Raw genomic sequence first — 24,630 nt, forward strand, 5'->3', positions numbered from 1 at the left:
AAGCAATAACTAAACCGTGTGCAAAACCCAAACGCCCGCCAATCAAGATTAGCAGGCGTTCAGGCGTTAACGGCGCTGAACGCCAATTAAAATCCTATTCTTTGAAGCCGGTAGACTCTTATTTTTTGGCGGCGTTGCGCTGGGCGACTTCGGCGTCCAATTCGGCGATTTTCGCCTCCATCAGCTCGCGGCAATGGGCCGCCAGCTCACGCACGTTTTCTTTGCCGTATTTGCTGGTATCCACCGGCGCCAACATCTCGACGATCACATGACCGTTATTCCAGCGATTAAGATTTATATTACCGCTGGTGGTCGATACGCAGATCGGCACAATCGGCACGCCGGCGGCGATAGCCGCGTGGAACGCGCCGGTTTTAAACGGCATCAGCCCACGACCGCGGCTGCGGGTCCCTTCCGGGAACATCCAGATCGAAATGTCTTTCTTTTTGAACTGCTCCGCCACCTGGGCGATGGTGCCGTGCGCCTTGGCGCGATTATCACGATCTATCAGCAGATTACCGGTCAGCCAATACAGCGGGCCGAAAAACGGGATCCACACCAGACTTTTTTTACCGACGGTCACGGTGCGCGGCTGCACGATATTGGAGGCCGTCACCATGTCGTAGTTATTTTGGTGGTTGGCGATATAGATGCAGTTGCCATTGTTGGCCGCATCGGCCGGCACGCGGGTTTCAACCTTGATGCCGAACAGCGTCGACAGGCGGCCGAAAAGATGGCCGAAGGTCGCCACATGGCGAGGGTTGCGCGGGCTGAACAAGCAATAAACAGAACCGAAAATACACACCAGAATACAGAAAAGAGTGGCGAGAACGGCACGCAAAATCAATAACATAACAACCTCATTAGCACACTGCCAACGCAGTTTACTTCGCTGCGCAGATTCCTTTACTCATTATTTGCCGGCCAGGCGGTAAGCACGCCGATGTCGCCTGCATTTCTCGCTATTTTCCTGCCAGGCGGCAGTACGCACAATAATTTTATGCGCAGAAATGTTAACTATTTGGAAAATAAACGCCAGCAAAAATAAATAAGGCGGCCACAGCTCGCTGCGACCGCCCGTTAACGCCGGCGCCAACGCTTACTCTTCGCTGTCGCCGCCCGACGCCCGCACCGGCGCATCCACTTCCACGCGATCGATGCGCTGCAGGCCGCGCGGCAGCTGGGTGCCCTTACGGCCGCGCTCCGCACGGAACTTCTGCAGATCTTCCGGACGCAGCGTCAGCTTGCGTTTGCCGACATGCAGCGTGACGGAGGCCTGCGGCGGCAGCACGAACAGCCAGGCCAGCTTGTCTTCACCGGCTGCGGCCTGCGCCGCCGGAATGGAGACGATCTTGTTGCCCTTACCCTTCGACAGCTGCGGCAGATCGGCGACCGGGAACATCAGCATGCGCCCGGCGGCGGTGATCGACAGCAGCATATCGTCTGCGCCGTGGATCTCCATCGGCGGCAGCGCTCTGGCGTTGTCCGGCAGCGTGATCATCACCTTGCCGGCGCGGTTGCGCGCCACCAGATCGTTGAAGGTACAAACGAAACCGTAACCGGCGTCGGACGCCATCAGCAGTTTTTGATCGTCGGCCGCCATCAGCACCTGCTCAATGGTGGCGCCCGGCGGCGGCGTCAGCTTGCCGGTCAGCGGCTCGCCCTGCCCGCGCGCCGAAGGCAACGTCATCGGATCGAGCGCATAGCTGCGCCCGGTAGAATCGATGAACACCACCGGCTGGTTGCTCTTGCCGCGCGCCGCGCCGCGGAAGCTGTCGCCGGCCTTGTAGCTCAACCCTGCCGGATCGATGTCGTGGCCCTTGGCGCTGCGCACCCAGCCCATTTCCGACAGCACGATGGTCACCGGCTCGGACGGCACGAAATCGTGTTCGCTCATCGCCTTGGCTTCCGCACGCTCGGTCAGCGGCGAACGGCGATCGTCGCCGTAGGTTTGCGCGTCGGCCTGGATCTCTTTCTTAATCAGCGTATTCAGCTTGCGCTCGGACGCCAGCAGCGCCTGAAGTTGATCGCGCTCTTTCGCCAGCTCGTCCTGCTCACCGCGGATCTTGACCTCTTCCAGCTTGGCCAGGTGACGCAGTTTCAGCTCGAGGATCGCTTCCGCCTGGGTATCGGAGATGCCGAAACGCTGCATCAGCACCGGCTTCGGCTCATCCTCGCTGCGGATGATGTGGATCACCTCGTCGATATTGAGGAACGCCACCAGCAAACCTTCGAGGATATGCAAACGCTTGAGCACCTTCTCGAGGCGGTAGTTCAGGCGGCGGCGCACCGTATCGCGACGATAGGCCAGCCATTCGGTGAGGATCTCCACCAGCCCTTTGACCTGCGGGCGGTTGTCCAGACCGATCATGTTCATGTTGATGCGGTAGCTGCGTTCCAGATCGGTGGTGGCGAACAGGTGATTCATCACCTGCTCCAGATCGATGCGGTTGGAACGCGGCACGATCACCAGACGCGTCGGGTTTTCGTGATCGGATTCATCGCGCAGATCCTCGACCATCGGCAGCTTCTTGGCGCGCATCTGGCTGGCGATCTGCTCGAGCACCTTGGCGCCGGAGACCTGATGCGGCAAGGCGGTAATCACCGCGCTGCCGTCCTCTTTCTTCCACACGGCGCGCATGCGCACCGAGCCGCGGCCGCTCTGGTAAATTTTGCGAATTTCATCGCGCGGGGTGATGATCTCGGCTTCGGTCGGGAAGTCCGGCCCCTGCACGAACTCGAGCAGGTCATCGAGCGAGGCGCCCGGCTTGTCGAGCAGCGCCACCGCCGCAGCGGCGACTTCGCGCACGTTGTGCGGCGGAATGTCGGTCGCCATGCCGACCGCGATGCCGGTGGTGCCATTCAGCAGGATGTTCGGCAGACGCGCCGGCAGCATCTTCGGCTCTTGCAGCGTGCCGTCAAAGTTCGGGATCCAGTCAACCGTGCCCTGGCCCAGTTCGGCCAGCAAGACCTCAGCGTATTTGGACAGGCGCGATTCGGTATAACGCATCGCCGCGAACGACTTGGGATCGTCCGGCGCGCCCCAGTTCCCCTGGCCGTCCACCAGCGGATAGCGATACGAGAACGGCTGCGCCATCAGCACCATGGCTTCATAACACGCGCTGTCGCCGTGCGGGTGATACTTACCCAGCACGTCGCCCACGGTGCGGGCGGATTTCTTGAATTTGGCGCTGTTGGTCAGCCCCAGCTCAGACATGGCGTAGATGATGCGGCGTTGTACCGGCTTCAAACCGTCGCCAATGTACGGCAACGCCCGATCCATGATGACGTACATGGAATAGTTCAGATAGGCGTTTTCAGTGAATGTGTGCAGCGGTAAACGCTCTACACCGTCATGAGTCAGATCACTCATTACTCAATTATCCTCAGACCGTGGCTTGGCAATCCCTTGGACGACAAAAGGCATCGCTTGTCGATTCTGCCCGCGATAGTAACCCATCTGCGGGGTAGCTGTCACAGTTGGCGCAAGGATCGCCGGCGACGGCCGATTGCGCGATGCGGTTTATGCAAAATTTCGCTACCTGGCGGCCTCTTTATTGACTGGCAGTCAACACTGTTGTGCGCTGGATCGCATTTTTACTTGCCTGACTCACGATTACACTCGTCACCAGCGAGATGGTTTCCGCCTTTTCCGCGGGAAGCATGCCATATCTTAACACTGACGGGAGCCGCGAAAGATGAGCAATATCCTGATTATCAACGCTAAAAAACAATTCGGCCATTCCAACGGCGAACTCAACCAAACCCTGAGCGACGTGGCGGAAAGCTTCCTGCGCGATCTGCAGCACGATGTGCAGGTCACCGTGGTCGACGACGGCTATGACATCGAAGCCGAAGTACAGAAATACCTGTGGGCCGACGCGGTCATCTATCAGATGCCGGGCTGGTGGATGGGCGAACCTTGGATCCTGAAAAAATACATCGATGAAGTGTTCACCGCCGGTCACGGCAGCCTGTATGCCAACGACGGGCGCTCTCGTTCTGACGAAAGCAAAAAATATGGCTCCGGCGGCCTGATCCAGGGCAAAAAATACCTGCTGAGCCTGACCTGGAACGCCCCGATGGAGGCTTTCACCGATCCCGATCAGTTCTTCCACGGCGTCGGCGTCGACGGCGTTTACCTGCACTTCCACAAGGCCAACCAGTTCCTGGGAATGGAAGCGCTGCCGACCTTTATCTGCAATAACGTGATAAAACAACCGGATATCGAAGCGGACATCGCACGTTATCGCGAGCATTTGGCGAAAATTTTTGCTTAACTGACGCAGAACATTCTCATCAACGAGGCAGACATGATCACCGTAATCGCAGAAATCAAAGTGAAACCCGGCCACCGCGCCACCGTACTGCAAGCCATTGAAAAACTGGTGCCGCTGGTGCTGGCGGAAGACGGCTGCGGCGAATATACGCCGATGGTCGACAGCAATACCCAGGCCCCCTGGCAGAAACGGTCGCCGGATTCGGTGTTCATGCTGGAGAAATGGGAAAGCATGGCGCATCTGGAAAAACACCTGGCCATTGAGCACATGCTCAAACACCGCGAGACCATCAAGGACAGCGTGCTGGACACCGAGATCTACATCCTGGAAAACGCCCTGTAAGCTCCGCCTTATAACGTCTGCGCGTCGATGTGCGCGCTGACGTAGTCAAGAAAACAGGTGATGCGCGCCGCCAATTGCGTATTGCGGTAATACACCGCGTTGATCGGCTGGCGCACGTCCAGCGTCTCCTGCTCCAGCAACGTCACCAACTTGCCGGCTTCCCGATCGCGACGGGTCATAAAGTCTGCCAGCTGTACGATCCCCTCGCCCTGCAGCGCCAATTGCCGCAGCGTTTCACCGCTGGACGCAGAGATCGTCGGCGTGATGGCGAAATGCGGCGCCTGGCGATAGCGCAATGGCCACTGGTTCAGCGACTCCGGCTGGGTAAAACCGAGCAGACAATGCCGATGCAACTCCTCCACGCTCTGCGGCGTGCCGTGCTGCTGCAGATAAGCCGGGCTGGCGAGGATGCGCAGCCGGCTGGCTCCCAGCGCGCGCGCATGAATGGTCGAATCACGCAACGCCCCGATGCGAATGGCGATATCCGTGCGTTTTTCCAGCAGATCGATAATCAGGTTGTCGGTGTTCAGCTCGAGCGAAATTTGCGGATAACGTTCTCTGAATCCCGCCACCAGCGGCACGATGACGTGCTCCATAAAAGGTGCGGCCGCATTGATCCGCAGCCGCCCGGCGGGCATTTGCCGGCGCACCGCCATTTGCTCTTCGGCATTTTCCACCGAGCTGATGATCGTACGCGCATGGTTCAGGAAGCTCAGCCCCTCTTCGGTCAGCTCCAAACGACGCGTCGTGCGGCGCATCAGGGTGGTATCGAGCTTATTCTCCAGGCGGCTGAGCGCGCGGCTGATGCCGGATGTTGTCTGGCCGAGCCGATCGGCGGCGGCGGTGATAGAACCGCTGTCGACCACCGAGGTGAACGCCAGCAATTCTTCGAGCGTGATCTTCATGCATTCCGGCCCAGGTTATCGGGCGCCGCATGAACGCCCTGCGGGAAAGCCGGCCCGGCGTTTCGCCGGGCCAGGGTCAGGCTCAGACCGCCAATTCGGCCATGTCGCCCTTGTCTTGCAGCCAGTTGCGGCGATCTTCCGAGCGCTTCTTGGCCAACAGCATGTCCATCACCGCCAGCGTCTGATCGACGTCATCCTCCGCCACCGTCAGTTGCACCAGACGGCGGGTGTTCGGATCGAGGGTGGTTTCGCGCAGCTGCAGCGGGTTCATCTCGCCCAGCCCTTTAAAGCGCTGCACGTTCGGCTTGCCCTTCTTGCGCTTCAGCTGTTCCAGCACGCCGGCTTTCTCTTCTTCATCCAGCGCGTAGAACACTTCTTTACCGAGATCGATGCGATACAGCGGCGGCATGGCGACATAGACGTGGCCGCCTTTCACCAGCGAACGGAAGTGGCGCACGAACAGCGCGCACAGCAGCGTGGCGATATGCAGGCCGTCGGAGTCCGCATCCGCCAGGATGCAGATTTTGCCGTAGCGCAATTGGCTGAGATCTTCGCTGTCCGGATCGATACCGATCGCCACGGAAATGTCGTGCACTTCCTGCGAGGCCAGCACTTCGTCCGAGGAGACTTCCCAGGTATTCAGGATCTTGCCCTTCAGCGGCATGATCGCCTGATATTCACGATCGCGCGCCTGCTTGGCCGACCCGCCCGCCGAATCCCCTTCCACCAGGAACAGTTCGGTCATGGCCAGATCCTGCGAGGTGCAGTCCGCCAGCTTGCCCGGCAGCGCCGGCCCGCTGGTCAGCTTCTTGCGCACCACTTTCTTGGCTGCGCGCAGACGGCGCTGGGCGCTTGAGATCGCCAGCTCGGCCAGCTGTTCCGCCGCCTGAACGTTCTGGTTCAGCCACAGGCTGAAGGCGTCTTTCACCACACCGGAAACGAAGGCCGCGCACTGACGCGAGGAGAGACGCTCTTTGGTCTGCCCGGCGAACTGCGGATCCTGCATCTTCACCGACAGCACGTAGGCGCAGCGATCCCAGATATCCTCCGCCGACAGCTTCACGCCGCGCGGCAGAATATTGCGGAATTCGCAGAACTCACGCATCGCGTCCAGCAGCCCCTGACGCAGGCCGTTGACGTGAGTGCCGCCCTGCATGGTCGGGATCAGGTTGACGTAGCTTTCGGTCAGCAGCTCGCCGCCTTCCGGCAGCCACAGCAGCGCCCAGTCCACCGCTTCGGTGTCACCGGCGAAGTTGCCGACGAACGGCGCTTCCGGCAGGGTGATCAGGCCGTTAACCGCTTCCATCAGGTAGTCGGTCAGGCCGTCCTGGTAGCACCAGCGCTGCTCGGTGTTGTTCACCTTATCGATGAAATAGATCTCGACGCCGGGGCACAGCACCGCTTTGGCCTTCAGCAGGTGAGTCAGGCGCGATACCGAGAAACGCGGGCTGTCGAAGAACTGTTCGTCGGGCCAGAAGTGCACGCTGGTGCCGGTGTTGCGTTTGCCGCAGGTGCCGGTCACCGTCAGATCTTGCACTTTGTCGCCGTTTTCGAAGGCGATGCTGTAAACGTTGCCGTCGCGGCGCACGTTGACTTCCACCCGCTTCGACAGGGCGTTGACCACCGAGATGCCCACGCCGTGCAGGCCGCCGGAGAACTGGTAGTTTTTATTCGAGAATTTACCGCCGGCGTGCAGCCGACACAGGATCAACTCAACCGCCGGCACGCCCTCTTCCGGGTGGATGTCCACCGGCATGCCGCGGCCGTCGTCGATCACTTCCAGCGACTGATCGGCGTGCAGGATCACGTCGATGCGCTTGGCGTGGCCGGCCAACGCTTCGTCGACGCTGTTATCGATCACCTCTTGGCCGAGGTGGTTTGGGCGCGTCGTGTCGGTATACATGCCGGGACGACGGCGCACTGGTTCTAGACCGCTGAGTACTTCAATGGCATCAGCGTTATAGCTGGATTGAGTCATCGTTGATTATTTTTTCGTGGTTAAAGGGAGGTGCCGGAACGGCCCGTCAGACCGCGTTTAGCCCTAAAAAATCCACAATCTGGGGGAAGTAGTGCTCGAAACCGACGAAGGCGTGGTTTCCACCCGACTCCACCGTTTGCCGACACGCGGTGTAATACGCCACTGCCTGGCCGTAATCGAGAATTTCATCGCCCGTTTGCTGCAGCAGCCAGATTAAATCCGGCGACTCCAAAGGATCGATCTGCATCACTTTCAGATCGTAAACGTGCCGAGACTCTAACACATATTGCTGGCCGGTGTAGGGGTTCTCGTTGGCGCCGAGGTAGTCGACCAGCAGCTCAAACGGCTTGACCGCCGGGTTGACCACCACCGCCGGCAGGGAAAAACACTGCGACAGCCAGGTGGCGTAATAGCCGCCCAGCGATGAGCCAACCAGCCCGAGCGTTTGCCCGGCGCGTTCCAGCACCAGATTTTCCAGCATCTCGGCGGCCTCCGCCGGAAAGGCCGGCAGCTGCGGCACCAGCATCTCGATATCGGGATGGTGTTCGGCCAGCCAGGCCTTGAAGGCCACCGCCTTGGCAGACTGCGGCGAGCTGTTGAAACCGTGCAGGTAGAGCAGTGTCGAAGGCATCAGTATCCATCCGAGTCCATATCGGGGCGGAAATCGTCGTTTTCCAGTCGGAACACCTGCGTCTCGACGCGGCCGTCCGGCAGCAGATCGAGGTAGCGCCAGCCGGGGGAAACGTCATCGATGGTGAAGTTCGTGCAGTGCGGCTTGAATTGCACGCAGGTAGACGGCGTCGCCAACAGACGCCGCCCCTGCCATTCCAGATCCAGATCCTGGTGAATGTGCCCGCACACCACGGTATTCACTTTCGGATAACGCAGCAGGATCGCGCCCAGCATATGCGGGTTGCGCAGGCTGTGCTGATCGAGCCAGGTACAGCCGGAAGGCAGCGGATGATGGTGCAGCAGCAACAGCGTATAGCGCTCGGGGTGAGCCTGCAGGCAGCGCTCCATCCACTCCAGCTGGTATTCGCTCAATTCGCCGTGCGGCACGCCGAACACCTGGCTGTCCAGCATCAGCACTTGCCAGTTATCGCCCAGCAGCACCTGTTTGGAAGGCGCGATGCCCGCGGCGGCCAATGCGTCGACCATCGCCGGTTGAAAATCGTGGTTGCCCGGCAGCCACACGCAGGGGGCCGGCAGTTGCGCGATGCCGGCGGCGAAGTGGCGGTACGCCTCTTGCGAATGATCCTGCGCCAAATCTCCCGTGGCGACGATCAAATCGACGTCGCGGCGCTGCGCCTGGATGGCGTCCAGCACCGCGTGATAGCTGCGATAGGTATTGATGCCGAGCAACGTCTCGTGTTCGCCGGCAAAAAGGTGGGTATCTGTTATTTGTAGAATCCTGACCGCGGCCCCACTCGCCACGGGCAGTTTAAACAGGCTTTCCAAATGGTGTCCTTTGTTATTTCAGTCTGTCTAACAAACCGGAACCGCCATCGCTCCATGCGCCAAACAGTAGCGCAGCCAATCAGCAAGAAACTGGTTAATTTGATGCTTTTCGTCGCGTTGATGCAACTTTTTATTAGGGTAATCATAACGCGCTTTAAAGCGGTAGATCTGCTGACTGGAACACACTTCCGCAACCATGGCGTCATGGTACAACCGCACCGTCATCGCGGGCAGGCTCCAGTAGCTGACCGCCGGAAAGATCTGCTCGATCTCCACCAGCGACGTGTAACGCGTGGACTCAACAATGGTCAAACGATAGCCGGCGCCGTTCACCTGATAAGTCACCGTTTCGCCCGCTTCGTCGTTGCGCGGCAGCAAGCGGCGCAATTGCGCGAAGTTGGTTTCGCACAATCTCATCATTTCGGGGAAATCAGGGGTATAGCGCTGTTTCATTAGTTGGCCCACTCTTTTCTCAACGATTCATGGTGCAACGCCAGCCATTGCAATGCAATCACTGATGCGGCGTTATCGATCGCGCCTTCCTCAACCCAGCGGTAAGCCTGTTCGCGGCTGACCACATGAACGCGGATATCTTCATGTTCTTCCGCCAGGCCGTGGATGCCCTCGGCGGTGCCGGCGTCCACTTCGCCGACCATGATCGACAAACGTTCGCTGGTGCCGCCGGGGCTGGCCAGATAGCTCAGCACCGGTTTGCAGCGCCCGACCACCACGCCGGCCTCTTCCTGCGCTTCGCGGCGGCACACGTCCTCAACGCTTTCACCGGTTTCGATCATACCCGCCACCATTTCCAGCAGCCAGGGCGAATTAGTGGTATCGACCGCGGCGATGCGCAGTTGTTCAATCAGCACAACCTCGTCGCGCACCGGATCGTAGGGCAGCAGCACCGCCGCATGGCCGCGCTCGAAAATTTCACGCGTGATTTCAGGGCTCATTTCGCCATTGAACAACCGATGGCGAAACCGGTATAAATTGAGTGAAAAAAAACCACGGTACAGCGTCTCGCGTGCAATAATTTCTACATCTTTTTTATCGAAAGTAACGGGCGACGGCTGCGAACGGTTCATGCGCGAATTCTCCTGCTTGAGTATGCCGATAAAATAAACGGTTTTGATGACAGAAACAGCGGGACTCTCCGCCGCGGCTTTATGTTAGTCTGTTTTTCGCCGCCGGATGCGGCACGTTTGTGCGCTCGCAGGTAATAGCGGGAAACAATCCGGATTGTCAGCCATAATATCAGCTGCAGTCGGCCCGGGCAGTACGCCAAGGTAAATGGGCGGTCTGAAAGGTAAAAGTTACGTGAGATGGCACATTCAGCCACCTGATGCGTACCTCAGACTCTGCTAGAATCGGCAACTATTTCGTCTATCGTCAGCGCTAACATAGCAATATTGCTGCACAACAAGGAATGCAAATGAAGAAACTGCTCCCCCTTCTTATCGGACTGAGCCTGGGCGGCTTCAGTGCAATGAGCCAGGCAGAGAACCTGCTGCAGGTCTACAAACAGGCCAGGGAAAGTAACCCGGATCTGCGCAAAAGTGCAGCTGACCGCGACGCCGCATTCGAAAAGATCAATGAAGCGCGCAGCCCGTTGCTGCCGCAGCTCGGTTTAACCGCAGGTTACGATTACACCAACGGCTATCGTGACAGCAATGGCGTTAACAGCAACGTGACCAGCGGTTCGTTGGCGCTGACGCAAACCATCTTCGACATGTCGAAATGGCGCCAGCTGACGCTGCAGGAAAAGACCGCCGGCATCTCCGACGTTACCTTCCAGACAGCGGAACAGCAGCTTATTCTCAACACGGCGACCGCTTACTTCAACGTGCTGAAAGCGATCGATACGCTGTCCTATACCCAGGCGCAGAAAGACGCGGTATACCGCACGCTGGATCAAACCACCCAGCGCTTCAACGTGGGCCTGGTGGCGATCACCGACGTGCAGAACGCCCGCTCGAACTACGACACCGTGCTGGCGGCGGAAGTCTCCGCCCGCAACGATCTGGACAACGCGCTGGAAACGCTGCGTCAGGTCACCGGCACCTTCTACCCGGAGCTGGCCTCGCTGAACACCGATCGCTTCAGCACCCAGCGCCCGGAAGCGGTGAACAACTTGCTGAAAGAAGCGGAAGCGCGCAACCTGAGCCTGTTGTCCGCCCGTCTGAGCCAGGATCTGGCGCGCGAGCAAATCCGCGCAGCCCAAACCGGCTATATGCCGACGATTGACGTCAGCGCGTCAACCGGCATCAGCAATACCAAATACAACGGCTCCAACACCGGTGGCGCGAATGCCGCACGCTACAGCGACTCCGATGCGGGCCAAAATAAGGTCGGCATCAGCTTCAACCTGCCGCTGTACAGCGGCGGCGCGACCAATTCGCAGGTCAAACAAGCGCAGTACGGCTTCGTCGGCGCCAGCGAGCAGTTGGAAAGCTCACACCGCAGCGTGGTGCAGACCGTTCGTTCGTCGTTCAACAACGTTAACGCTTCGATCAGCAGCATCAACGCCTACAAACAGGCGGTGATCTCCGCGCAAAGCTCCCTGGACGCGATGGAAGCCGGTTATCAGGTCGGTACCCGCACCATCGTCGACGTGCTGGACGCCACCACCACGCTGTATAACGCCAAACGTCAGCTGTCCGACGCGCGTTATACCTATCTGATCAACCAACTGAACATCAAGTCGGCACTCGGCACGCTGAACCAGAACGATCTGCTGCTGTTGAACGGCGCGTTGGGCAAACCGGTATCGACCGCGCCTGACGCCGTCGCGCCGCAGAATCGCGCGCAGGACGCCTATGCAGACGGCTATCAGGACAATGCGCCGATGCAACAGACCGCGGCGCCGGTACCGGCGGCCACTCGCGCATCCGCGCCGGCCGTTACCACCAGCCAACCGGCTCGCAACAGCGGCAACCCATTCCGCAACTGATGCGCGCACGCGGATAAACACGGGGTTCGGCCTGCGCCGCGCCCCGTTTTTTTTGCCTCGATTTCACCACTTCTGCCCGCCGCCTCACAGCCGCCGCCGCGTCAGGTGGTATCATCGTCACTCTCGTTTTCGCAGTCTGGATGAGGTTCGATGGACAACGATTCACGCTGGCAGCGTCTGATTAACGACGGCGAATTGCCGCCGCCGCTGCGCCCGGCACAGGCGGTTTACGCCTCCTGGCTGCGCTGCCGCAGCCTGATGCAGCCCGATGTCTGGCAAGCGCCGCACCGCGCGCAGGGCGCCACCTTCGAATCGATTTGCCGCCGCAAGAACGATCTGCTGACGCTCGGCCAGGCGGCGCTGGAAGACGCCTGCGAATACATGGAGCCGCGTCGCTGTCTGTTGATGATCCTCGACGAGAGCGGCTGCATGCTGTGGCGCTGCGGCGACGCCCAAACCTGGGAGCATCTGCAGCAACTGGGATTCGCCCCCGGCGCCTACTGGGCCGAGGGGCAGATCGGCACCAATGCCCCGGCGCTGGCGGCGGCGGAAGGCCACCCGGTACGAGTGAGCGGTGAAGAGCACGTGCGCCGGGCGCTGCACGGTTGGTCTTTCTGCGCAACGCCGGTCTACGACAACAGCGGCCGCCAGCGCGGCTCGATCGCGCTGGGCTGCCTGCTGGCCGACTGCGCCGCCGGCGATCTGTCGCTGACGCTGGCCATCGCCCGCGAAATAGGCAATTCACTGAACGCCGACGGCCTGCTGGCGGAATCCAACCGCCATCTGAACCAGCTTTACGGCCTGCTGGACGGCGTGGACGACGGCGTGATGGCCTGGGATCATCGCGGCTACCTGCAATACATCAACCAGCGCGCCGCCGGCCTGCTAAAGCTGGACGAGCAGCAGAGCCAGGGCAAACCGCTGGCGCAGTTGCTGACGCTGCCCGCTCTGCTCAAGCGCGCCATCGCCGATCGGCAGCCGCTGCAACACGTCGAAGTCACCTTCGAAAGCCAGCGGCAGTTTATCGCCGCCTTGCTGACGCTAAAGCCGATTTTCGACGGCGATCGCTGCAGTTTCATCGCCCTGCTGCACCCGCTCGAGCGGCTGCGCCAGTATGTCAGCAGCCAGTTGGGGCGCGTCAGCCACAGCTTCGAGCAAATGCCCTCCGCCTCGTTGGAGATGCGGCGGCTGATCCGTTATGGCCAGCAGGCGGCCAAAGGCCAGCATCCGATCCTGCTGCGCGGGGAGGAAGGCGTCGGCAAAGAGTTACTCAGCCAGGCCATCCACAACGCCGGTGAACGCGCCGCCGGGCCGTATATCGCCCTCAACTGTCAACTGCTGCCGCAGGCGCAGGGGCTGCGTGAGCTGCTGGGCAGCGACGCCAGCGAAGAAGAGGCGGGCCAGCTCAGCAAATTCGAATTGGCCAACGGCGGTACGCTGTACCTCGAACAGATCGAATACCTGCCGGCGGAGATGCAGTCGGCGTTGCTGCAGGTGCTGAAAACCGGCGTGGTGATCCGCCTCAATTCCAGCCGGGTGATCCCGGTCGATGTGCGGGTGATCGCCGGCAGCGCCGCCGATCTGCCGCTGTTGGTGCAGCAAAACCGCTTCCGCCGCCAGCTGTTTTACAGCCTGCAGGCGTTCGAGATCCAGATCCCGCCGCTGCGCCAGCGGCTGAGCGATATTCCGCTGCTGGTCAAACACCATTTGCGCACGCTGGAGCAGCATTTCCAGTGTCGCTTTCGGGTGGATGACGAAGTGATGGCCCAGCTGGCGCTCTACCTGTGGCCGGGCAACGATTTGGAGCTGAAAGGAGTGGTGGAGCGCGCGGCGATGATCTGCCACGGCCACCACATCCAGCTGGCGGATCTGCCGGCGCACCTGCTCGGCCAGCCGTCGCTGCTGGAAAGCGATCCGCAGCCCGGCGCACCGCTGTTGACGCTGACGGACATGGAACGCCAGGCGATCCTGCGCGCAGCGACCGTCAGCCGCGGCCAGGTGACGGAGATGGCGCAGCTGCTGGGCATCGGCCGCACCACGCTGTGGCGGAAGATCAAACAGCACGGGATCGACATCCGCCAGTTCAAACTGCGCGCTTAGTGGCTGAGCTGCAATACCCCGCGCGCGGCGTCCAGCATCGCCTTCTGCCCGCTGCGGGTTTTACTCAGGCAATCCTGCATGCCGACCACCATCGGAATGCCCATCGCCTTCGCCAGAATGGCGCTGTGCGACAGGGCATTGCCGCCGCTCAGGCAGATGCCGAGCACCAACCGGCGGTCGAGCATCACCACCTCTGAGGGCATCAGCTCATCCATCACCAGTATCGACGGTTCTGCCAGCGCGATGGCCGGCAGCGCCTGCCCCTCTAGATGGCACAGCGTGCGGCGCAGCATGTCGCGCACGTCCAGTTCGCGCGCCCGCATGTAGTCGTCATCCAGCTCGCGGTACTCTTCGGCGATCGCCTCCAGCACCTGCCGCCAGGCCTGCTCGGCGCTGCACAGCTGTTGCGCGATGCGGGTGTAGGCCGCCTGCTGCAGATCCGGATCGTCCAGCAGCATGCTGTGGGCGCCGAAGATCGCCGCCTGCGGCTTGCCGATCAGCGTGCCGGTGCGTTCCGCCAGCCGGTTCAGATCGCTCAGCGTGTGCTGCAGCGCCTCCCGCAGGCGTTGCTGTTCGCCCAATACCTCGTCCGCGCCGATGCGCCGATCGGACGTGGGTGGCCAGAAGCTGTAGGCCTGGAACACCGGCCCGCTGGTGACGCTTTCCGCCACCGGAATACCGTGCAGCGAAGGCTGCTGCCGCTCGGAGACCGTCTCGCCAAAATGCTGCTCCGCCAGCGTTTTGAACGCCGCCAGCGCCTCGTCCGCCTGCGCGCCGTCGGCGATCAAACGGATGGTGTCGCCGTGACGCACCTGCAGCAGCGCCAGCTGATTGAGGCTGCGCGGATCGACGCACTGCCCCTGCTTTTCCAGCACCAGCTCGGCCTTGAACGGCGCCAGCGTCTCGACCAGCCGCGCCGCCGGGCGCGCATGCAACCCGTGCGGGTTCTGCACCGTCCAGGTTGCGCTTTTGCCCTGCGCCAGCGGCAAGGCCACGCTTTTCGCCGTAGGTGAAGCCTCGCCCAGCTGTGCTTGTTTGGCCTGCAGCGCCCCCTGCGCCTCCGCTACCACCTGCTCCAGTGAGGCGCCGGAGTTGGCGGCAACCACCGCCGCCAGCGTGCCTTCAACCAGCGGCGCCGCACACAGCCGCACTTTGGCGGCCAGATCCGGATCCAGCAGATCGAGCGCGGTTTCGGCACTGAGCAGCGCGCTGCCCAGATCCATCAGCACCAGAATGCCATCGCCGTCGGCGACCGCTTCGATCGCCTCCATCACTTTGACCGCATCGGTACCGATCGGGTGCTCCTCGTCATCCACGCCCGCCGCCAGCGCCAACTTGCAGCCGTCGCCGCGCATCATCTGCTGCGCCAGTTGCTCAACGCCGCGCGCCAGCAACGCACTGTGCGACACCACCACGATATTAATCATCTCGCCTCCTGCTAACTGCCGGCGACTTCGGCCAGCGTTTTCATCATCAGCATCACCGAAGTGGCGCCGGGATCCTGGTGGCCGATGCTGCGCTCGCCCAGGTAACTGGCCCGCCCCTTGCGCGCCGGCATGGTGATGGTGCTCTCCACCGCCCGCTCGGCGCTGTCGGCGGCGCGCTGCAGCGCCTCCGCAACGCTCAGGTTTTGCTGCGCGGACTGGCCAAGGCTTTCCACCACCGGCCACCAGACGTCGCACATGGTCTTGTCGCCCGGCTCCGCCTTACCGCGCATCACCACGCCTTCCACCCCCTCTTGCATCATCTGATGCAGCTCCGCCAGATCCAGGCTCTGCTTGGCGTTCGCCGCCTGCGCCGCGCGGATGAAGAAGGTGCCGAACAGCGGACCGCTGGCCCCCCCCACGCTCGACAGCAGCGTCATGCCGGTGTTTTTCAGGATAAAGCCGATATCCTTGTCCGCCACCGACGGCAGCTTTTCCACCACCTTGTTGAAACCGCGATTCATGTTCAAACCGTGGTCGGCATCACCGATCTCGGTGTCCAACTGGGTCAGAAAATCACGCTCCCGGCTGAACACCTCGCCGCAACGCATCAGCCAATCGACAACCTGTTGTTTGGTCAACGCCATGATTCCTCCTCAGCAACCCCAACGCAGCGCAGGCGTTTTCACCGGCGCATCCCACAAGGACAACAGCTCGTCGTCCACGTTCAACAACGTGATGGATACCCCCTGCATATCCAGCGAGGTGCAATAAGACCCCACCAGGTTGCGTTCAATGATGATGCCCGCCTCGGCGCAGCGCTCCGCCAGCCGATGGTACACGCCATACAACTCAGACAATGGCGTGGCGCCCAGATTGTTGACCAGCGCGATCACCCGATCGCCGCGCGTCAGCGGCTGCTTGGTCTGCATCTCGTCGCGCCACTCGCCCTGCTGACGATCCCAGACGCGGATCGCGCGCTGATAGTGGCCGTGGTCGATCAACGTATGGAACATGTCGTCCACCGCCGCGTTGAGCGTGGTGAACGGGCGGCGCGCAATGCCTGGCTCGCCGTGAATGCCGACGCCGAACTCCATTTCGTTCTCCGCCAGGGTGAACGACGGCTTGCCGGCGGCCGGCACGGTACAGGCGCCCAACGCAATGCCGATTGAATGCCCGTGGTTGTTGATGCGATGCCCCAGCGTCACCACGCTGTCCAGATCGTCGCCGCGCGCCGCGGCGGCGCCCAACAGTTTCTCCATCAGCACGGTGTTGGCCACCCCACGCCGCCCGGCGGTAAACAGACTGTCTTTGACCGCCACGTCGTCATCCACCAGCACCGTCGCCACCGCGACGCCGCTGTCGTGCAGCAGCTCGGTGGCGGTTTCGAAGTTGAGCACGTCGCCGGTGTAGTTCTTGATCAGCAGCAGCACCCCGGCGCCGCCGTCGATCGCCTGACCGCACTCGTACATTTTATCCGGCGTCGGCGAGGTGAAAATCTCGCCCGGACAGGCGCCGTCGAGCATCCCTTCACCGACGAAGCCGCAGTGCATCGGCTCATGGCCGCTGCCGCCGCCGGACAGGATCGCCACTTTGCCCGCCACCGGCGCGTCGGCGCGGGTCACGAACACCGGATCCGCGTGCACCAGCAGCTCGGGATGAGCCTCCGCCAGCCCCTGCAACTGCTCTTCCAACACCGACTCGATCTGATTAATCAGTTTTTTCACGATGGTTTCCTCTGTAAGAACAGGGGCGCGGCGCACCGCGCCCCGACGGTATCAATGACGCTGCAACCAGGCGGCGCCCAGCCTATCCGCCGTCAGGATCGCCGCCTGCACGCCCGCAGGGGTGACCTTGAACGGCATGTTGTGAATGGTTTCACCCGCGGCGCAGCTGGCCTCGGCCACCGCCATCATCTTCGCCGTCGCATCGCCGGTGACGCCCATCTGCGCCAGCGTGATCGGCAAGCCGATGTCATGACAAAACGCCAGCACGGTTTCAATCTGCGCCATCGGGCTGTTCTGCAGCACCAGTTGCGCCAGGGTGCCGAACGCCACTTTCTCGCCGTGATACAGGTGGTGACACTCCTCCAGCACGGTGAAACCGTTGTGAATGGCATGCGCCGCCGCCAGCCCGCTGCTCTCGAAGCCGATGCCGCTCAGATACGTATTGGCCTCAATGATGCGTTCCACCGCTTCCGTCACCACGCCGGCCTCGACCGCCAGTTTGGCTTTTACCCCTTCGGCCAGCAGCGTGTCGTAGCACAGCCGCGCCAGACTGAGCGCCGCCAGCGTCGATTTGCCGCCGGCCATGCTGGTGGCCTGCGCGTCGAAGCAGGCCTGAGCTTCGAAATAGGTGGAGAGCGCGTCGCCCATGCCGGCTACCAGCAGGCGCACCGGCGCTTTGGCGATGATGGCGCTGTCCATCACTACCATGTCCGGGTTGCGCGGGTAGATCAGGTATTCAGCAAATTCGCCCTGTTCGGTGTAGATAACCGACAGCGCGCTGGTCGGCGCATCGGTGGAGGCGATGGTGGGAATGAGCACCACCGGCAGCCGTTGGTAGTGGGCGACGGCCTTGGCGGTGTCGAGCGTCTTGCCGCCGCCGACGCCGATCACCCCGCGGCAGCCGTGGGTCTGCAGCTCGCGGCCAAGGCGGTCTATCTCTTTACGGCAGCACTCGCCGTTGAAGCGGGCCGCATGATGTTTCACGCCGTGCTGCTGCAGGCTGCCCATCAGGGTGTCGCCCGCCAGCTGCATCACAAAGTCGTCAGCGATCACGAAATAATGGTCGGCGAGGGATTTGGCGTATTCGCCGACGGCGGCCAGCGCATTGGCGCCCTGAATGTATTTGCCTGGTGACTGGATGATTCTCAACATAACCGGATCCTTGTAGGGAGTTGGCGATGGTAACGTTCAGATATCAGGTGATGACGCGCCGGCTTCGCCGCCGGCTTGTTGTTGTGCTTCGACTATGAGCGCCTGCCGCCCGCCTGGCGAGCCACGCGATTTTTGTTCCATTATGGAACATCATCATAGCGACAACGTTTCATGATGAAACGCTAACGCGCGTTTTTTCGCCGCGAAAGCGAACTGGCGCACACCCCAACGTATAACTGCGTAAAGAGTGGATTCTGCGGGCGTTTCAGCTTTAATTTTGACCATGTTTCCCCTATCCTTAGCGCCACTACTGGGAAAGGGCGAAAACAGCCCGCATGATGGGATTGATAACGATGAAACGGACAAAAAACATCAACCAAGAGACGTTCCGCAAATCCTGGCGCAGCTACCGTGTCGCGCCCGTGGCTTTGGCGATCAGCGCCGTCTTTATGCTGGCCGGCTGCGAGAAGAGCGATGAAACGGTCTCCCTATATCAGAATGCCGATGACTGTTCGCGCGCCAATCCTTCGATGAGCGAGCAGTGCACCACCGCCTACAACAATGCCCTGAAAGAAGCCGCGAAAACCGCGCCGAAATACGCCACCCGCGAAGACTGCGTCGCCGAGTTCGGCGAAGCGCAGTGTACCCAGGCTCCGGCACAGGCCGGCATGGCGGCGGAATCACAAAGCAGCGGCAGCTTCTGGATGCCGCTGATGGCGGGCTACATGATGGGCCGCCTGATGGGCGGTTCCGGCTTCGCGCAGCAGCCGCTGTTCACCTCCAAAAATGCCGCCAGCCCAGCGAACGGCAAGTTTGTCGACGCCAGCGGCAAGAGCTACGGCCCGGCCACCGCCGGCGGCCGCACCATGACGGTGCCGAAAACCGCCATGGCGCCGAAGCCTGCGGTCACCAATACCGTTACCCGCGGTGGCTTCGGCGAGACCGTGGCCAAGCAGACCAGCATGCAGCGCAGCAGCGCCACCTCCAACTCCGGCTCTCGCAGCATGGGCGGTTGATGCATGAAACGTATTGCCATTACCGAGCGCCCGAACTGGCGTGAAAAAGCGACCGAGTTCGGTTTTCGTTTCCACACCATGTACGGCGAGCCGTACTGGTGTGAAGACGCCTATTACCAGTTCACGCTGGCGCAGATTGAAGAGATCGAAAGCGCCACCGCCGAGCTGCATCAGATGTGCCTGCAGGTGGTGGAGAAAGTGGTCGGCAGCGACGAGCTGATGGCCAAGTTCTGCATCCCGAAACACACCAGGGAGTTCGTGCGCAGCTCCTGGCGCACCAACCAGCCGTCGCTGTATTCGCGTCTCGATCTGGCCTACGACGGCGTCAACCCGCCGAAGCTGCTGGAGAACAACGCCGACACGCCGACCTCGCTGTATGAAGCGGCCTTCTTCCAGTGGCTGTGGCTGGAAGATCAGATCAATGCCGGCAAGCTGGATCCGCAATCGGATCAGTACAACAGCCTGCAGGAGAAGCTGATCGAGCGTTTCGCCGAGCTGAAAGCGCATCACGGCTTCGGCCTGTTGCATCTGGCCTGCTGCCAGGACAGCGAAGAAGATCGCGGCACGGTGCAATATCTGCAGGACTGCGCGCAGGAAGCCGGTCTGCCGACCGAGTTCCTGTTCATGGAAGAGATTGGCCTTGGCGAGAAAGGTCAATTCACCGATCTGCAGGATCAGGTGATCGGTAACCTGTTCAAGCTCTATCCGTGGGAATTCATGCTGCGCGAGATGTTCTCCACCAAGCTGGAAGACGCCGGCGTGCGCTGGCTGGAGCCGGCCTGGAAAAGCATCATCTCCAACAAGGCGCTGCTGCCGCTGCTGTGGGAAATGTTCCCGAACCACCCTAACCTGCTGCCGGCTTATTTCGCGCAAGACGATCATCCGCCGATGGATCATTACGTCACCAAACCGCTGTTCTCGCGCGAAGGCGCCAATATCCAGATCGTCGAAAACGGTCAGGAAGTGGCGCGCGTCGATGGGCCGTACGGCGAAGAAGGCATGATCGTGCAGCAGTTCCATCCGCTGCCGAAGTTCGAAGACAGCTACACGCTGATCGGCAGCTGGCTGGTGAACGATCAACCTTGCGGCATCGGCCTGCGCGAAGATCGCGAACTGATCACGCAGGATCTGTCGCGCTTCTATCCGCACACCATCCTCGGCTGATCGCACCACTGAAGGTAAAAACGCCAGTCTCTGACTGGCGTTTTTTCTTTAGCCCACCTGCACCGACAGCATGCTAAGCGCCCCCATTTCGATACCGTCGATCGGCACGCTGATGGCCTCTTTTCCATCCCAGCCGCCGAGCACATACAGCAACGGCAGATAGTGTTCCGGCGTCGGATTCGACAGCGCCGCCCCCTCATGGCGCATGAAATCCACCAGCGGATGGTTATCGCCCCGATAACGCAGGTTATCCCGGACAAAGTTATTGAATGATTCCGCCCACGGGTAGGCGCTGGTATCGCCCTGCCATTTCACCATGCGCAGGTTGTGCACCACGTTGCCGCTGGCGACGATCATCACGCCCTCGTCCCGCAGCGCGGCGAGTTTGCGGCCCAGCTCATAGTGATAGGCCGCCGGCTGCGTGCCGTCGACGCTGAGCTGCACCACCGGAATGTCAGCATCGGGATACATCTTGATCAGGACACCCCAGGTGCCGTGATCCAATCCCCACTCGCCGAGATCCGCCGTTACCGGCACCGGCGCCAGAATTTGCTGCAGCTGCGCGGCCAGCGCGGGAGAGCCCGGCGCCGGATAGCGGGTATCAAACAGCGCCTGCGGGAACCCGCCAAAGTCGTGAATGGTTTTGGGTTTTTCCATCGCGGTGACCGCAGTGCCGCGGGTATACCAATGCGCGGAAACCGCCACGATCGCCTTAGGGCGCAGCAATGACTCACCCAACGCACGCCATGCCCGGGTGTAACGGTTGTCTTCCAGCACGTTCATCGGGCTACCGTGGCCAAGAAACAGTGCCGGCATACGAGAGGTGTTCATAGAGGGATCCTTAGTTCAAATTGTGCTATGCCGCTACATTACGCGCTTTGCCGCACCAACACAGCCGGATAACCGTGATGAAGATATTCAATAAATTTGAATTAAAAGTAGAGAAATACGCCGGTCCGCAGAAAGATAAAAAAATCATATATTTCAATAAATTAATAATATCAGTGAATAGCATGACATTACTGCCACACAGATCCAATTTGTGAACAATTTATGTATTTTTTGTTAACAGAATCTATACACTCCTCCTCTGCCGACGGGAGCAGGCAACGCCGTCGCGCGATGGGAATTACGTCTCACCAAGGAGGAATTCATGTTCAGACTCACACTGGCAACCCGCCTGGCGCTTTCCATGTTCTTACTCGCCGGCTGGACGGCAACCACCGGCGCGGCGGACAACGCGCAGCTGACGCAGCGCGAAGATCCTTACTTCCTTCAGGCGCAAGCTCAGCTGCAACAGCGGCTGAAGCAAACGCCAAACACCAACCGCGCCAAAAACGTCATTCTGGTGGTCGGCGACGGCATGGGGTTTTCCACCGTGACCGCCGCTCGCATTTTTGAAGGGCAGCAGCGCGGCGTGGATGGCGAATCCAACGTGCTGGCTTGGGAGGCCTTCCCCTATTTGGCGGCGGCCAAAACCTACTCCGCCGACGCCCAAATCACCGACTCTGCGCCCAGCGCGGTGGCGATGACCACCGGCGTCAAAACCATCAACGATCTGATGGGCCTCAACCATACGGCTACCCTCAACAACTGCGAGGATCAGCAAACCAAGGCCGTCACCACGCTGTGGGAGATGGCCGCAACGCTCGGCATGTCCACCGGCGCCGTGACGACCGCCACCATTACCCACGCCACGCCGGGCGCCACCTATGCCCATATCGCCAATCGCGACTGGGAGTCTGACGCCAAAATGCCGGCGGACGCCCTGGCCGCAGGCTGCCGCGACATCGCGCGCCAGCTGGTGGAAATGAAGTACGGCAACGGCCTGAACGTGGCGATGGGGGGCGGGCGCGCCAACTTCCTGCCCGACAGCGTGAGCGATCCGGAATATCCCGGCAAGAAAGGCGCCAGAAAGGACGGCCGCGACCTGACGCAGGCCTGGCTGCAACGCTACGGCGAGCGCGGGCAATACGTCTGGAATCAGGCGCAGTTCGACAAAATCGAACCGGGCAACGTCGACCATCTGCTGGCTCTGTTCGAACCGTCGCACATGAACTTCGAGCACGACCGGCGGCAAGACGCGGCGGGAGAACCCTCACTGGCGGAAATGACCGGCAAGGCCATCGATATTCTGTCCAGGAATCCTGAGGGCTACCTGCTGTTAGTCGAGGGCGGACGCATCGATCACGGCAGCCATAACGGCAATGCCTACCGCACGCTGAGCGACGCGGTCGCGCTGAACGAAGCGGTGAAAACCATCATCGATAAGGTCAATCTGGACGACACGCTGGTGATCGTGACCGGCGATCACAGCCACACGCTGACCATCGCCGGCTATGCCAAGCGCGGCAATCCTATCCTCGGCATTTCCGTCGGCGTCGACGGCAAACCGCGGCTGGGCAGCGACGGCAAGCCCTACACCACCGTCGGCTTCGCCAACGGCCCCGGCGGCACAATCCCGCTGACCGAGCGCCCGGCATTAACCATGGAACAGGCCACCGCGCCCGACTTTATTCAGCCGGCGCTGGTGCCGCTGAAAAGCGAGACGCACGGCGGGGAAGATCTCGGCATCTACGCCATCGGCCCCTGGGCCCATCTGTTCCAGGGCACGGTGGAGGAGAACTACACCTTCCATGTGATGAATTATGCCAGCCGCATCGGCGAACGCCTGTCAAAACGCTAGCCACAAAAAAAGCCGCTTTACGCGGCTTTTTTATCGTTGAAAGCGGCCGGCGATCAGCTGGCTTTTTTCTCGTGCGCCTGGCGGTAGGCCACCAGATCTTCGATGGTCAGCACCACCATGTCGTGCTGTTTGGCGAAGGTAATCACTTCCGGCGCATGCGCCATGCTGCCATCGTCGTTGGTCAGTTCACACAGCACGCCGGCGGGTTTGAAACCGGCCATGGAAACCAGATCGATGGTCGCTTCGGTGTGGCCGCGGCGGCTCAGCACGCCGCCCGGCTGCGCGCGCAGCGGGAACACGTGGCCCGGACGGTTCAGGTCGCTCGGCTTGGCGCTATCTGCCACCGCCGCACGGATGGTGGTCAGGCGATCGGAAGCGGAAACCCCGGTGGTCACGCCCTGCGCCGCTTCGATGGTCACGGTGAAGGCGGTCTGGAACTGGCTGGAGTTGTTGGTCACCATCATCGGCAGCTCAAGCTGCTGACGGCGTTCTTCGGTGATGCACAGGCACACGATGCCGCTGCCGTGGCGAATAGTCAGCGCCATCTGCTCAACGGTCATGGTTTCCGCGGCGAAGATCATGTCACCTTCGTTTTCACGGTTTTCATCATCGAGCACCATTACGCCGCGCCCGTTGCGCAGTGCGTCGATCGCGCGTTCAACGCGTTCTGTTGGCGTGCCGAAGTCTGAAAGTAGCGTCTGATTCATGGTAAAAAACCTCATTAAAAATTATGGATTACCAGAACCAGGGCGATCTTGAGGAGTAGCTAGCAATAGCTAAAAAAATAACGCAAGCGGGCGCATGCCCGGCAGATACCGTTACTCTCTCCCATCCGGACTATAACCGTCGGCCCCGGAATTACACCGGATCTGCTGACCTCTAACCGGCCTTTACAGGCTGGCTGAGCGCTCGCGGGCTTTCACCGTAGAAGGTGATTTACCGCCGGTGGGGACTTTCACCCCGCCCTGAGAATAAGCAAGATGACTATAACGCTAATGGGTAGACAGGGCAATTGGCAAAAGCACAATTCGGCCACGTACGGCGAATGCGCTTAATGGTTTATCCGGCGGGCAACTCGCATTACACTAAGCGGCAGCTATTAAACTCTGAAAGGGATACGCCATGATTGACCCGAAAAAAATCGAACAAATCGCACGCCAGGTTCATGAGTCCATGCCTAAAGGCGTTCGTGAATTCGGGGAAGACGTTGAGAAAAAAATCCGTCAGGTGCTGCAGTCGCAGCTGACCCGTCTGGATTTGGTTAACCGCGAAGAGTTCGACGTGCAGACTCAGGTGCTGTTGCGCACCCGCGAGAAGCTGGCGCTGTTGGAGCAGCGCATGGCCGAGCTGGAAAGCAAGCTGAGCGCGGCGCCGGCCGCCAAGCAGGAAGACGAATAATTCCCGCCAAGGGCGCGCACCGCGCGCCCTTGTTCTTTAGGTTGTCCGGC

The 24,630-nt window shown here is 60.8% G+C and carries 22 protein-coding genes and 1 riboswitch; of the genes, 8 read left to right on the top strand and 14 right to left on the bottom strand.

The features are described 5' to 3' along the window. Positions 1 to 118: 118 nt before the first annotated feature. Both ACJ8OK_RS18575 and parC read right to left on the bottom strand, forming a co-directional pair. Positions 119 to 853 (bottom strand): 1-acylglycerol-3-phosphate O-acyltransferase, encoded by a 735-nt coding sequence (locus ACJ8OK_RS18575; protein ID WP_004937266.1) that lies wholly within the window; start codon positions 851 to 853, stop codon positions 119 to 121. Between the two features lie 246 nt (positions 854 to 1,099). Beyond that, positions 1,100 to 3,373: a DNA topoisomerase IV subunit A gene (parC, locus tag ACJ8OK_RS18580; RefSeq protein WP_015379079.1), complete on the bottom strand. Its 2,274-nt coding sequence runs from the start codon at positions 3,371 to 3,373 to the stop codon at positions 1,100 to 1,102. A gap of 325 nt (positions 3,374 to 3,698) precedes the next feature. Here parC and ACJ8OK_RS18585 point away from each other — a divergent pair, with 325 nt between their 5' ends. After that, entirely contained in the window at positions 3,699 to 4,280 is a 582-nt protein-coding gene (locus ACJ8OK_RS18585; RefSeq protein WP_049189070.1) for an NAD(P)H-dependent oxidoreductase, read from the top strand. Between the two features lie 33 nt (positions 4,281 to 4,313). After that, a complete protein-coding gene (locus ACJ8OK_RS18590; RefSeq protein ID WP_004937258.1) occupies positions 4,314 to 4,622 on the top strand; it encodes a putative quinol monooxygenase in 309 nt (102 codons plus the stop codon). 8 nt (positions 4,623 to 4,630) lie between these two features. Here ACJ8OK_RS18590 and ACJ8OK_RS18595 read toward each other — a convergent pair whose 3' ends face one another. The 6 genes from ACJ8OK_RS18595 to nudF form a co-directional block, all read right to left on the bottom strand. Beyond that, positions 4,631 to 5,527, bottom strand: coding sequence for a LysR substrate-binding domain-containing protein (locus tag ACJ8OK_RS18595; protein ID WP_015379080.1), 897 nt, complete (start codon positions 5,525 to 5,527; stop codon positions 4,631 to 4,633). 82 nt (positions 5,528 to 5,609) lie between these two features. Then, the gene (gene parE / locus ACJ8OK_RS18600; RefSeq protein WP_004937254.1) at positions 5,610 to 7,505 is read right to left on the bottom strand and encodes a DNA topoisomerase IV subunit B; all 1,896 of its coding nucleotides are present in this window, start codon (positions 7,503 to 7,505) and stop codon (positions 5,610 to 5,612) included. A gap of 46 nt (positions 7,506 to 7,551) precedes the next feature. Beyond that, a complete protein-coding gene (gene yqiA, locus ACJ8OK_RS18605) occupies positions 7,552 to 8,136 on the bottom strand; it encodes an esterase YqiA (RefSeq protein ID WP_015379081.1) in 585 nt (194 codons plus the stop codon). After that, entirely contained in the window at positions 8,136 to 8,963 is an 828-nt protein-coding gene (cpdA, locus tag ACJ8OK_RS18610) for a 3',5'-cyclic-AMP phosphodiesterase (protein WP_004937250.1), read from the bottom strand. Before cpdA ends, yqiA begins: the two co-directional genes overlap by 1 nt. Before the next feature lie 27 nt (positions 8,964 to 8,990). Then, a complete protein-coding gene (locus ACJ8OK_RS18615; protein ID WP_004937244.1) occupies positions 8,991 to 9,416 on the bottom strand; it encodes a DUF1249 family protein in 426 nt (141 codons plus the stop codon). Next, complete coding sequence (gene nudF, locus ACJ8OK_RS18620) at positions 9,416 to 10,048, bottom strand: ADP-ribose diphosphatase (protein WP_442530807.1); 633 nt, start codon at positions 10,046 to 10,048, stop codon at positions 9,416 to 9,418. The genes ACJ8OK_RS18615 and nudF overlap by 1 nt, the downstream gene beginning before the upstream one ends. A gap of 347 nt (positions 10,049 to 10,395) precedes the next feature. Between nudF and hasF the strand changes: the two genes are divergently transcribed. Together hasF and dhaR are read left to right on the top strand one after the other, a co-directional pair. Further along, positions 10,396 to 11,913 (top strand): multidrug efflux transporter outer membrane subunit HasF, encoded by a 1,518-nt coding sequence (gene hasF / locus ACJ8OK_RS18625; protein WP_004937240.1) that lies wholly within the window; start codon positions 10,396 to 10,398, stop codon positions 11,911 to 11,913. 150 nt (positions 11,914 to 12,063) lie between these two features. Further along, positions 12,064 to 14,013 carry a dihydroxyacetone kinase operon transcriptional regulator DhaR gene (gene dhaR / locus ACJ8OK_RS18630; RefSeq protein ID WP_442530809.1) on the top strand — a complete coding sequence of 650 codons (1,950 nt, stop codon included), beginning with the start codon at positions 12,064 to 12,066 and terminating at the stop codon, positions 14,011 to 14,013. On the opposite strand, the gene dhaM is transcribed toward dhaR, so the two are convergent. The 4 genes from dhaM to ACJ8OK_RS18650 are packed head-to-tail and all read right to left on the bottom strand — an operon-like array spanning position 14,010 to position 18,316. Next, positions 14,010 to 15,440 carry a dihydroxyacetone kinase phosphoryl donor subunit DhaM gene (gene dhaM / locus ACJ8OK_RS18635; RefSeq protein ID WP_442530810.1) on the bottom strand — a complete coding sequence of 477 codons (1,431 nt, stop codon included), beginning with the start codon at positions 15,438 to 15,440 and terminating at the stop codon, positions 14,010 to 14,012. The two genes, dhaR and dhaM, sit on opposite strands and share 4 nt — an antisense overlap. A gap of 11 nt (positions 15,441 to 15,451) precedes the next feature. Beyond that, positions 15,452 to 16,084, bottom strand: a complete 633-nt coding sequence (gene dhaL, locus ACJ8OK_RS18640; RefSeq protein ID WP_442530812.1) for a dihydroxyacetone kinase subunit DhaL — start codon at positions 16,082 to 16,084, stop codon at positions 15,452 to 15,454. A gap of 9 nt (positions 16,085 to 16,093) precedes the next feature. Further along, a complete protein-coding gene (gene dhaK, locus ACJ8OK_RS18645; RefSeq protein ID WP_044030427.1) occupies positions 16,094 to 17,164 on the bottom strand; it encodes a dihydroxyacetone kinase subunit DhaK in 1,071 nt (356 codons plus the stop codon). Between the two features lie 51 nt (positions 17,165 to 17,215). After that, a complete protein-coding gene (locus tag ACJ8OK_RS18650; protein WP_060560331.1) occupies positions 17,216 to 18,316 on the bottom strand; it encodes a glycerol dehydrogenase in 1,101 nt (366 codons plus the stop codon). Between the two features lie 353 nt (positions 18,317 to 18,669). Here ACJ8OK_RS18650 and ACJ8OK_RS18655 point away from each other — a divergent pair, with 353 nt between their 5' ends. Beyond that, positions 18,670 to 19,332, top strand: coding sequence for a DUF1190 family protein (locus tag ACJ8OK_RS18655; RefSeq protein ID WP_004937226.1), 663 nt, complete (start codon positions 18,670 to 18,672; stop codon positions 19,330 to 19,332). Between the two features lie 3 nt (positions 19,333 to 19,335). Beyond that, on the top strand, positions 19,336 to 20,496 hold the full coding sequence (locus ACJ8OK_RS18660; RefSeq protein ID WP_442530814.1) for a glutathionylspermidine synthase family protein: 1,161 nt from the start codon (positions 19,336 to 19,338) through the stop codon (positions 20,494 to 20,496). 48 nt (positions 20,497 to 20,544) lie between these two features. Here the strand turns inward: ACJ8OK_RS18660 and ygiD are convergent, their stop codons facing one another. Further along, the gene (ygiD, locus tag ACJ8OK_RS18665; RefSeq protein WP_442530815.1) at positions 20,545 to 21,327 is read right to left on the bottom strand and encodes a 4,5-DOPA dioxygenase extradiol; all 783 of its coding nucleotides are present in this window, start codon (positions 21,325 to 21,327) and stop codon (positions 20,545 to 20,547) included. A gap of 322 nt (positions 21,328 to 21,649) precedes the next feature. On the opposite strand from ygiD, the gene ACJ8OK_RS18670 reads away from it, so the two are divergent. Beyond that, entirely contained in the window at positions 21,650 to 23,182 is a 1,533-nt protein-coding gene (locus ACJ8OK_RS18670; RefSeq protein ID WP_060560333.1) for an alkaline phosphatase, read from the top strand. 53 nt (positions 23,183 to 23,235) lie between these two features. Here the strand turns inward: ACJ8OK_RS18670 and ribB are convergent, their stop codons facing one another. Next, a complete protein-coding gene (gene ribB, locus ACJ8OK_RS18675; RefSeq protein WP_004937218.1) occupies positions 23,236 to 23,889 on the bottom strand; it encodes a 3,4-dihydroxy-2-butanone-4-phosphate synthase in 654 nt (217 codons plus the stop codon). Positions 23,890 to 23,998: 109 nt separating this feature from the next. Beyond that, a riboswitch (FMN riboswitch) is annotated at positions 23,999 to 24,159 on the bottom strand. Between the two features lie 145 nt (positions 24,160 to 24,304). On the opposite strand from ribB, the gene ubiK reads away from it, so the two are divergent. After that, the gene (ubiK, locus tag ACJ8OK_RS18680; protein ID WP_004937216.1) at positions 24,305 to 24,580 is read left to right on the top strand and encodes a ubiquinone biosynthesis accessory factor UbiK; all 276 of its coding nucleotides are present in this window, start codon (positions 24,305 to 24,307) and stop codon (positions 24,578 to 24,580) included. Positions 24,581 to 24,630: the final 50 nt, after the last annotated feature.

The sequence above is a fragment of the Serratia sp. CY71090 genome (assembly GCF_052166845.1).
Lineage (GTDB): Bacteria > Pseudomonadota > Gammaproteobacteria > Enterobacterales > Enterobacteriaceae > Serratia > Serratia nematodiphila.

Bases quoted from the DNA above. Each gene is read 5' to 3' on its own strand.
- ACJ8OK_RS18660 (WP_442530814.1), top strand. From the start codon at position 19,336: ATGAAACGTATTGCCATTACCGAGCGCCCGAACTGGCGTGAAAAAGCG.
- nudF (WP_442530807.1), bottom strand. From the start codon at position 10,048: ATGAACCGTTCGCAGCCGTCGCCCGTTACTTTCGATAAAAAAGATGTA.
- ACJ8OK_RS18650 (WP_060560331.1), bottom strand. From the start codon at position 18,316: ATGTTGAGAATCATCCAGTCACCAGGCAAATACATTCAGGGCGCCAAT.
- ACJ8OK_RS18615 (WP_004937244.1), bottom strand. From the start codon at position 9,416: ATGAAACAGCGCTATACCCCTGATTTCCCCGAAATGATGAGATTGTGC.
- yqiA (WP_015379081.1), bottom strand. From the start codon at position 8,136: ATGCCTTCGACACTGCTCTACCTGCACGGTTTCAACAGCTCGCCGCAG.
- ACJ8OK_RS18655 (WP_004937226.1), top strand. From the start codon at position 18,670: ATGAAACGGACAAAAAACATCAACCAAGAGACGTTCCGCAAATCCTGG.
- ACJ8OK_RS18670 (WP_060560333.1), top strand. From the start codon at position 21,650: ATGTTCAGACTCACACTGGCAACCCGCCTGGCGCTTTCCATGTTCTTA.
- dhaR (WP_442530809.1), top strand. From the start codon at position 12,064: ATGGACAACGATTCACGCTGGCAGCGTCTGATTAACGACGGCGAATTG.
- parC (WP_015379079.1), bottom strand. From the start codon at position 3,373: ATGAGTGATCTGACTCATGACGGTGTAGAGCGTTTACCGCTGCACACA.
- ygiD (WP_442530815.1), bottom strand. From the start codon at position 21,327: ATGAACACCTCTCGTATGCCGGCACTGTTTCTTGGCCACGGTAGCCCG.
- dhaL (WP_442530812.1), bottom strand. From the start codon at position 16,084: ATGGCGTTGACCAAACAACAGGTTGTCGATTGGCTGATGCGTTGCGGC.
- ACJ8OK_RS18585 (WP_049189070.1), top strand. From the start codon at position 3,699: ATGAGCAATATCCTGATTATCAACGCTAAAAAACAATTCGGCCATTCC.
- dhaM (WP_442530810.1), bottom strand. From the start codon at position 15,440: ATGATTAATATCGTGGTGGTGTCGCACAGTGCGTTGCTGGCGCGCGGC.
- ACJ8OK_RS18595 (WP_015379080.1), bottom strand. From the start codon at position 5,527: ATGAAGATCACGCTCGAAGAATTGCTGGCGTTCACCTCGGTGGTCGAC.
- parE (WP_004937254.1), bottom strand. From the start codon at position 7,505: ATGACTCAATCCAGCTATAACGCTGATGCCATTGAAGTACTCAGCGGT.
- ACJ8OK_RS18575 (WP_004937266.1), bottom strand. From the start codon at position 853: ATGTTATTGATTTTGCGTGCCGTTCTCGCCACTCTTTTCTGTATTCTG.
- hasF (WP_004937240.1), top strand. From the start codon at position 10,396: ATGAAGAAACTGCTCCCCCTTCTTATCGGACTGAGCCTGGGCGGCTTC.
- ACJ8OK_RS18590 (WP_004937258.1), top strand. From the start codon at position 4,314: ATGATCACCGTAATCGCAGAAATCAAAGTGAAACCCGGCCACCGCGCC.
- ribB (WP_004937218.1), bottom strand. From the start codon at position 23,889: ATGAATCAGACGCTACTTTCAGACTTCGGCACGCCAACAGAACGCGTT.
- ubiK (WP_004937216.1), top strand. From the start codon at position 24,305: ATGATTGACCCGAAAAAAATCGAACAAATCGCACGCCAGGTTCATGAG.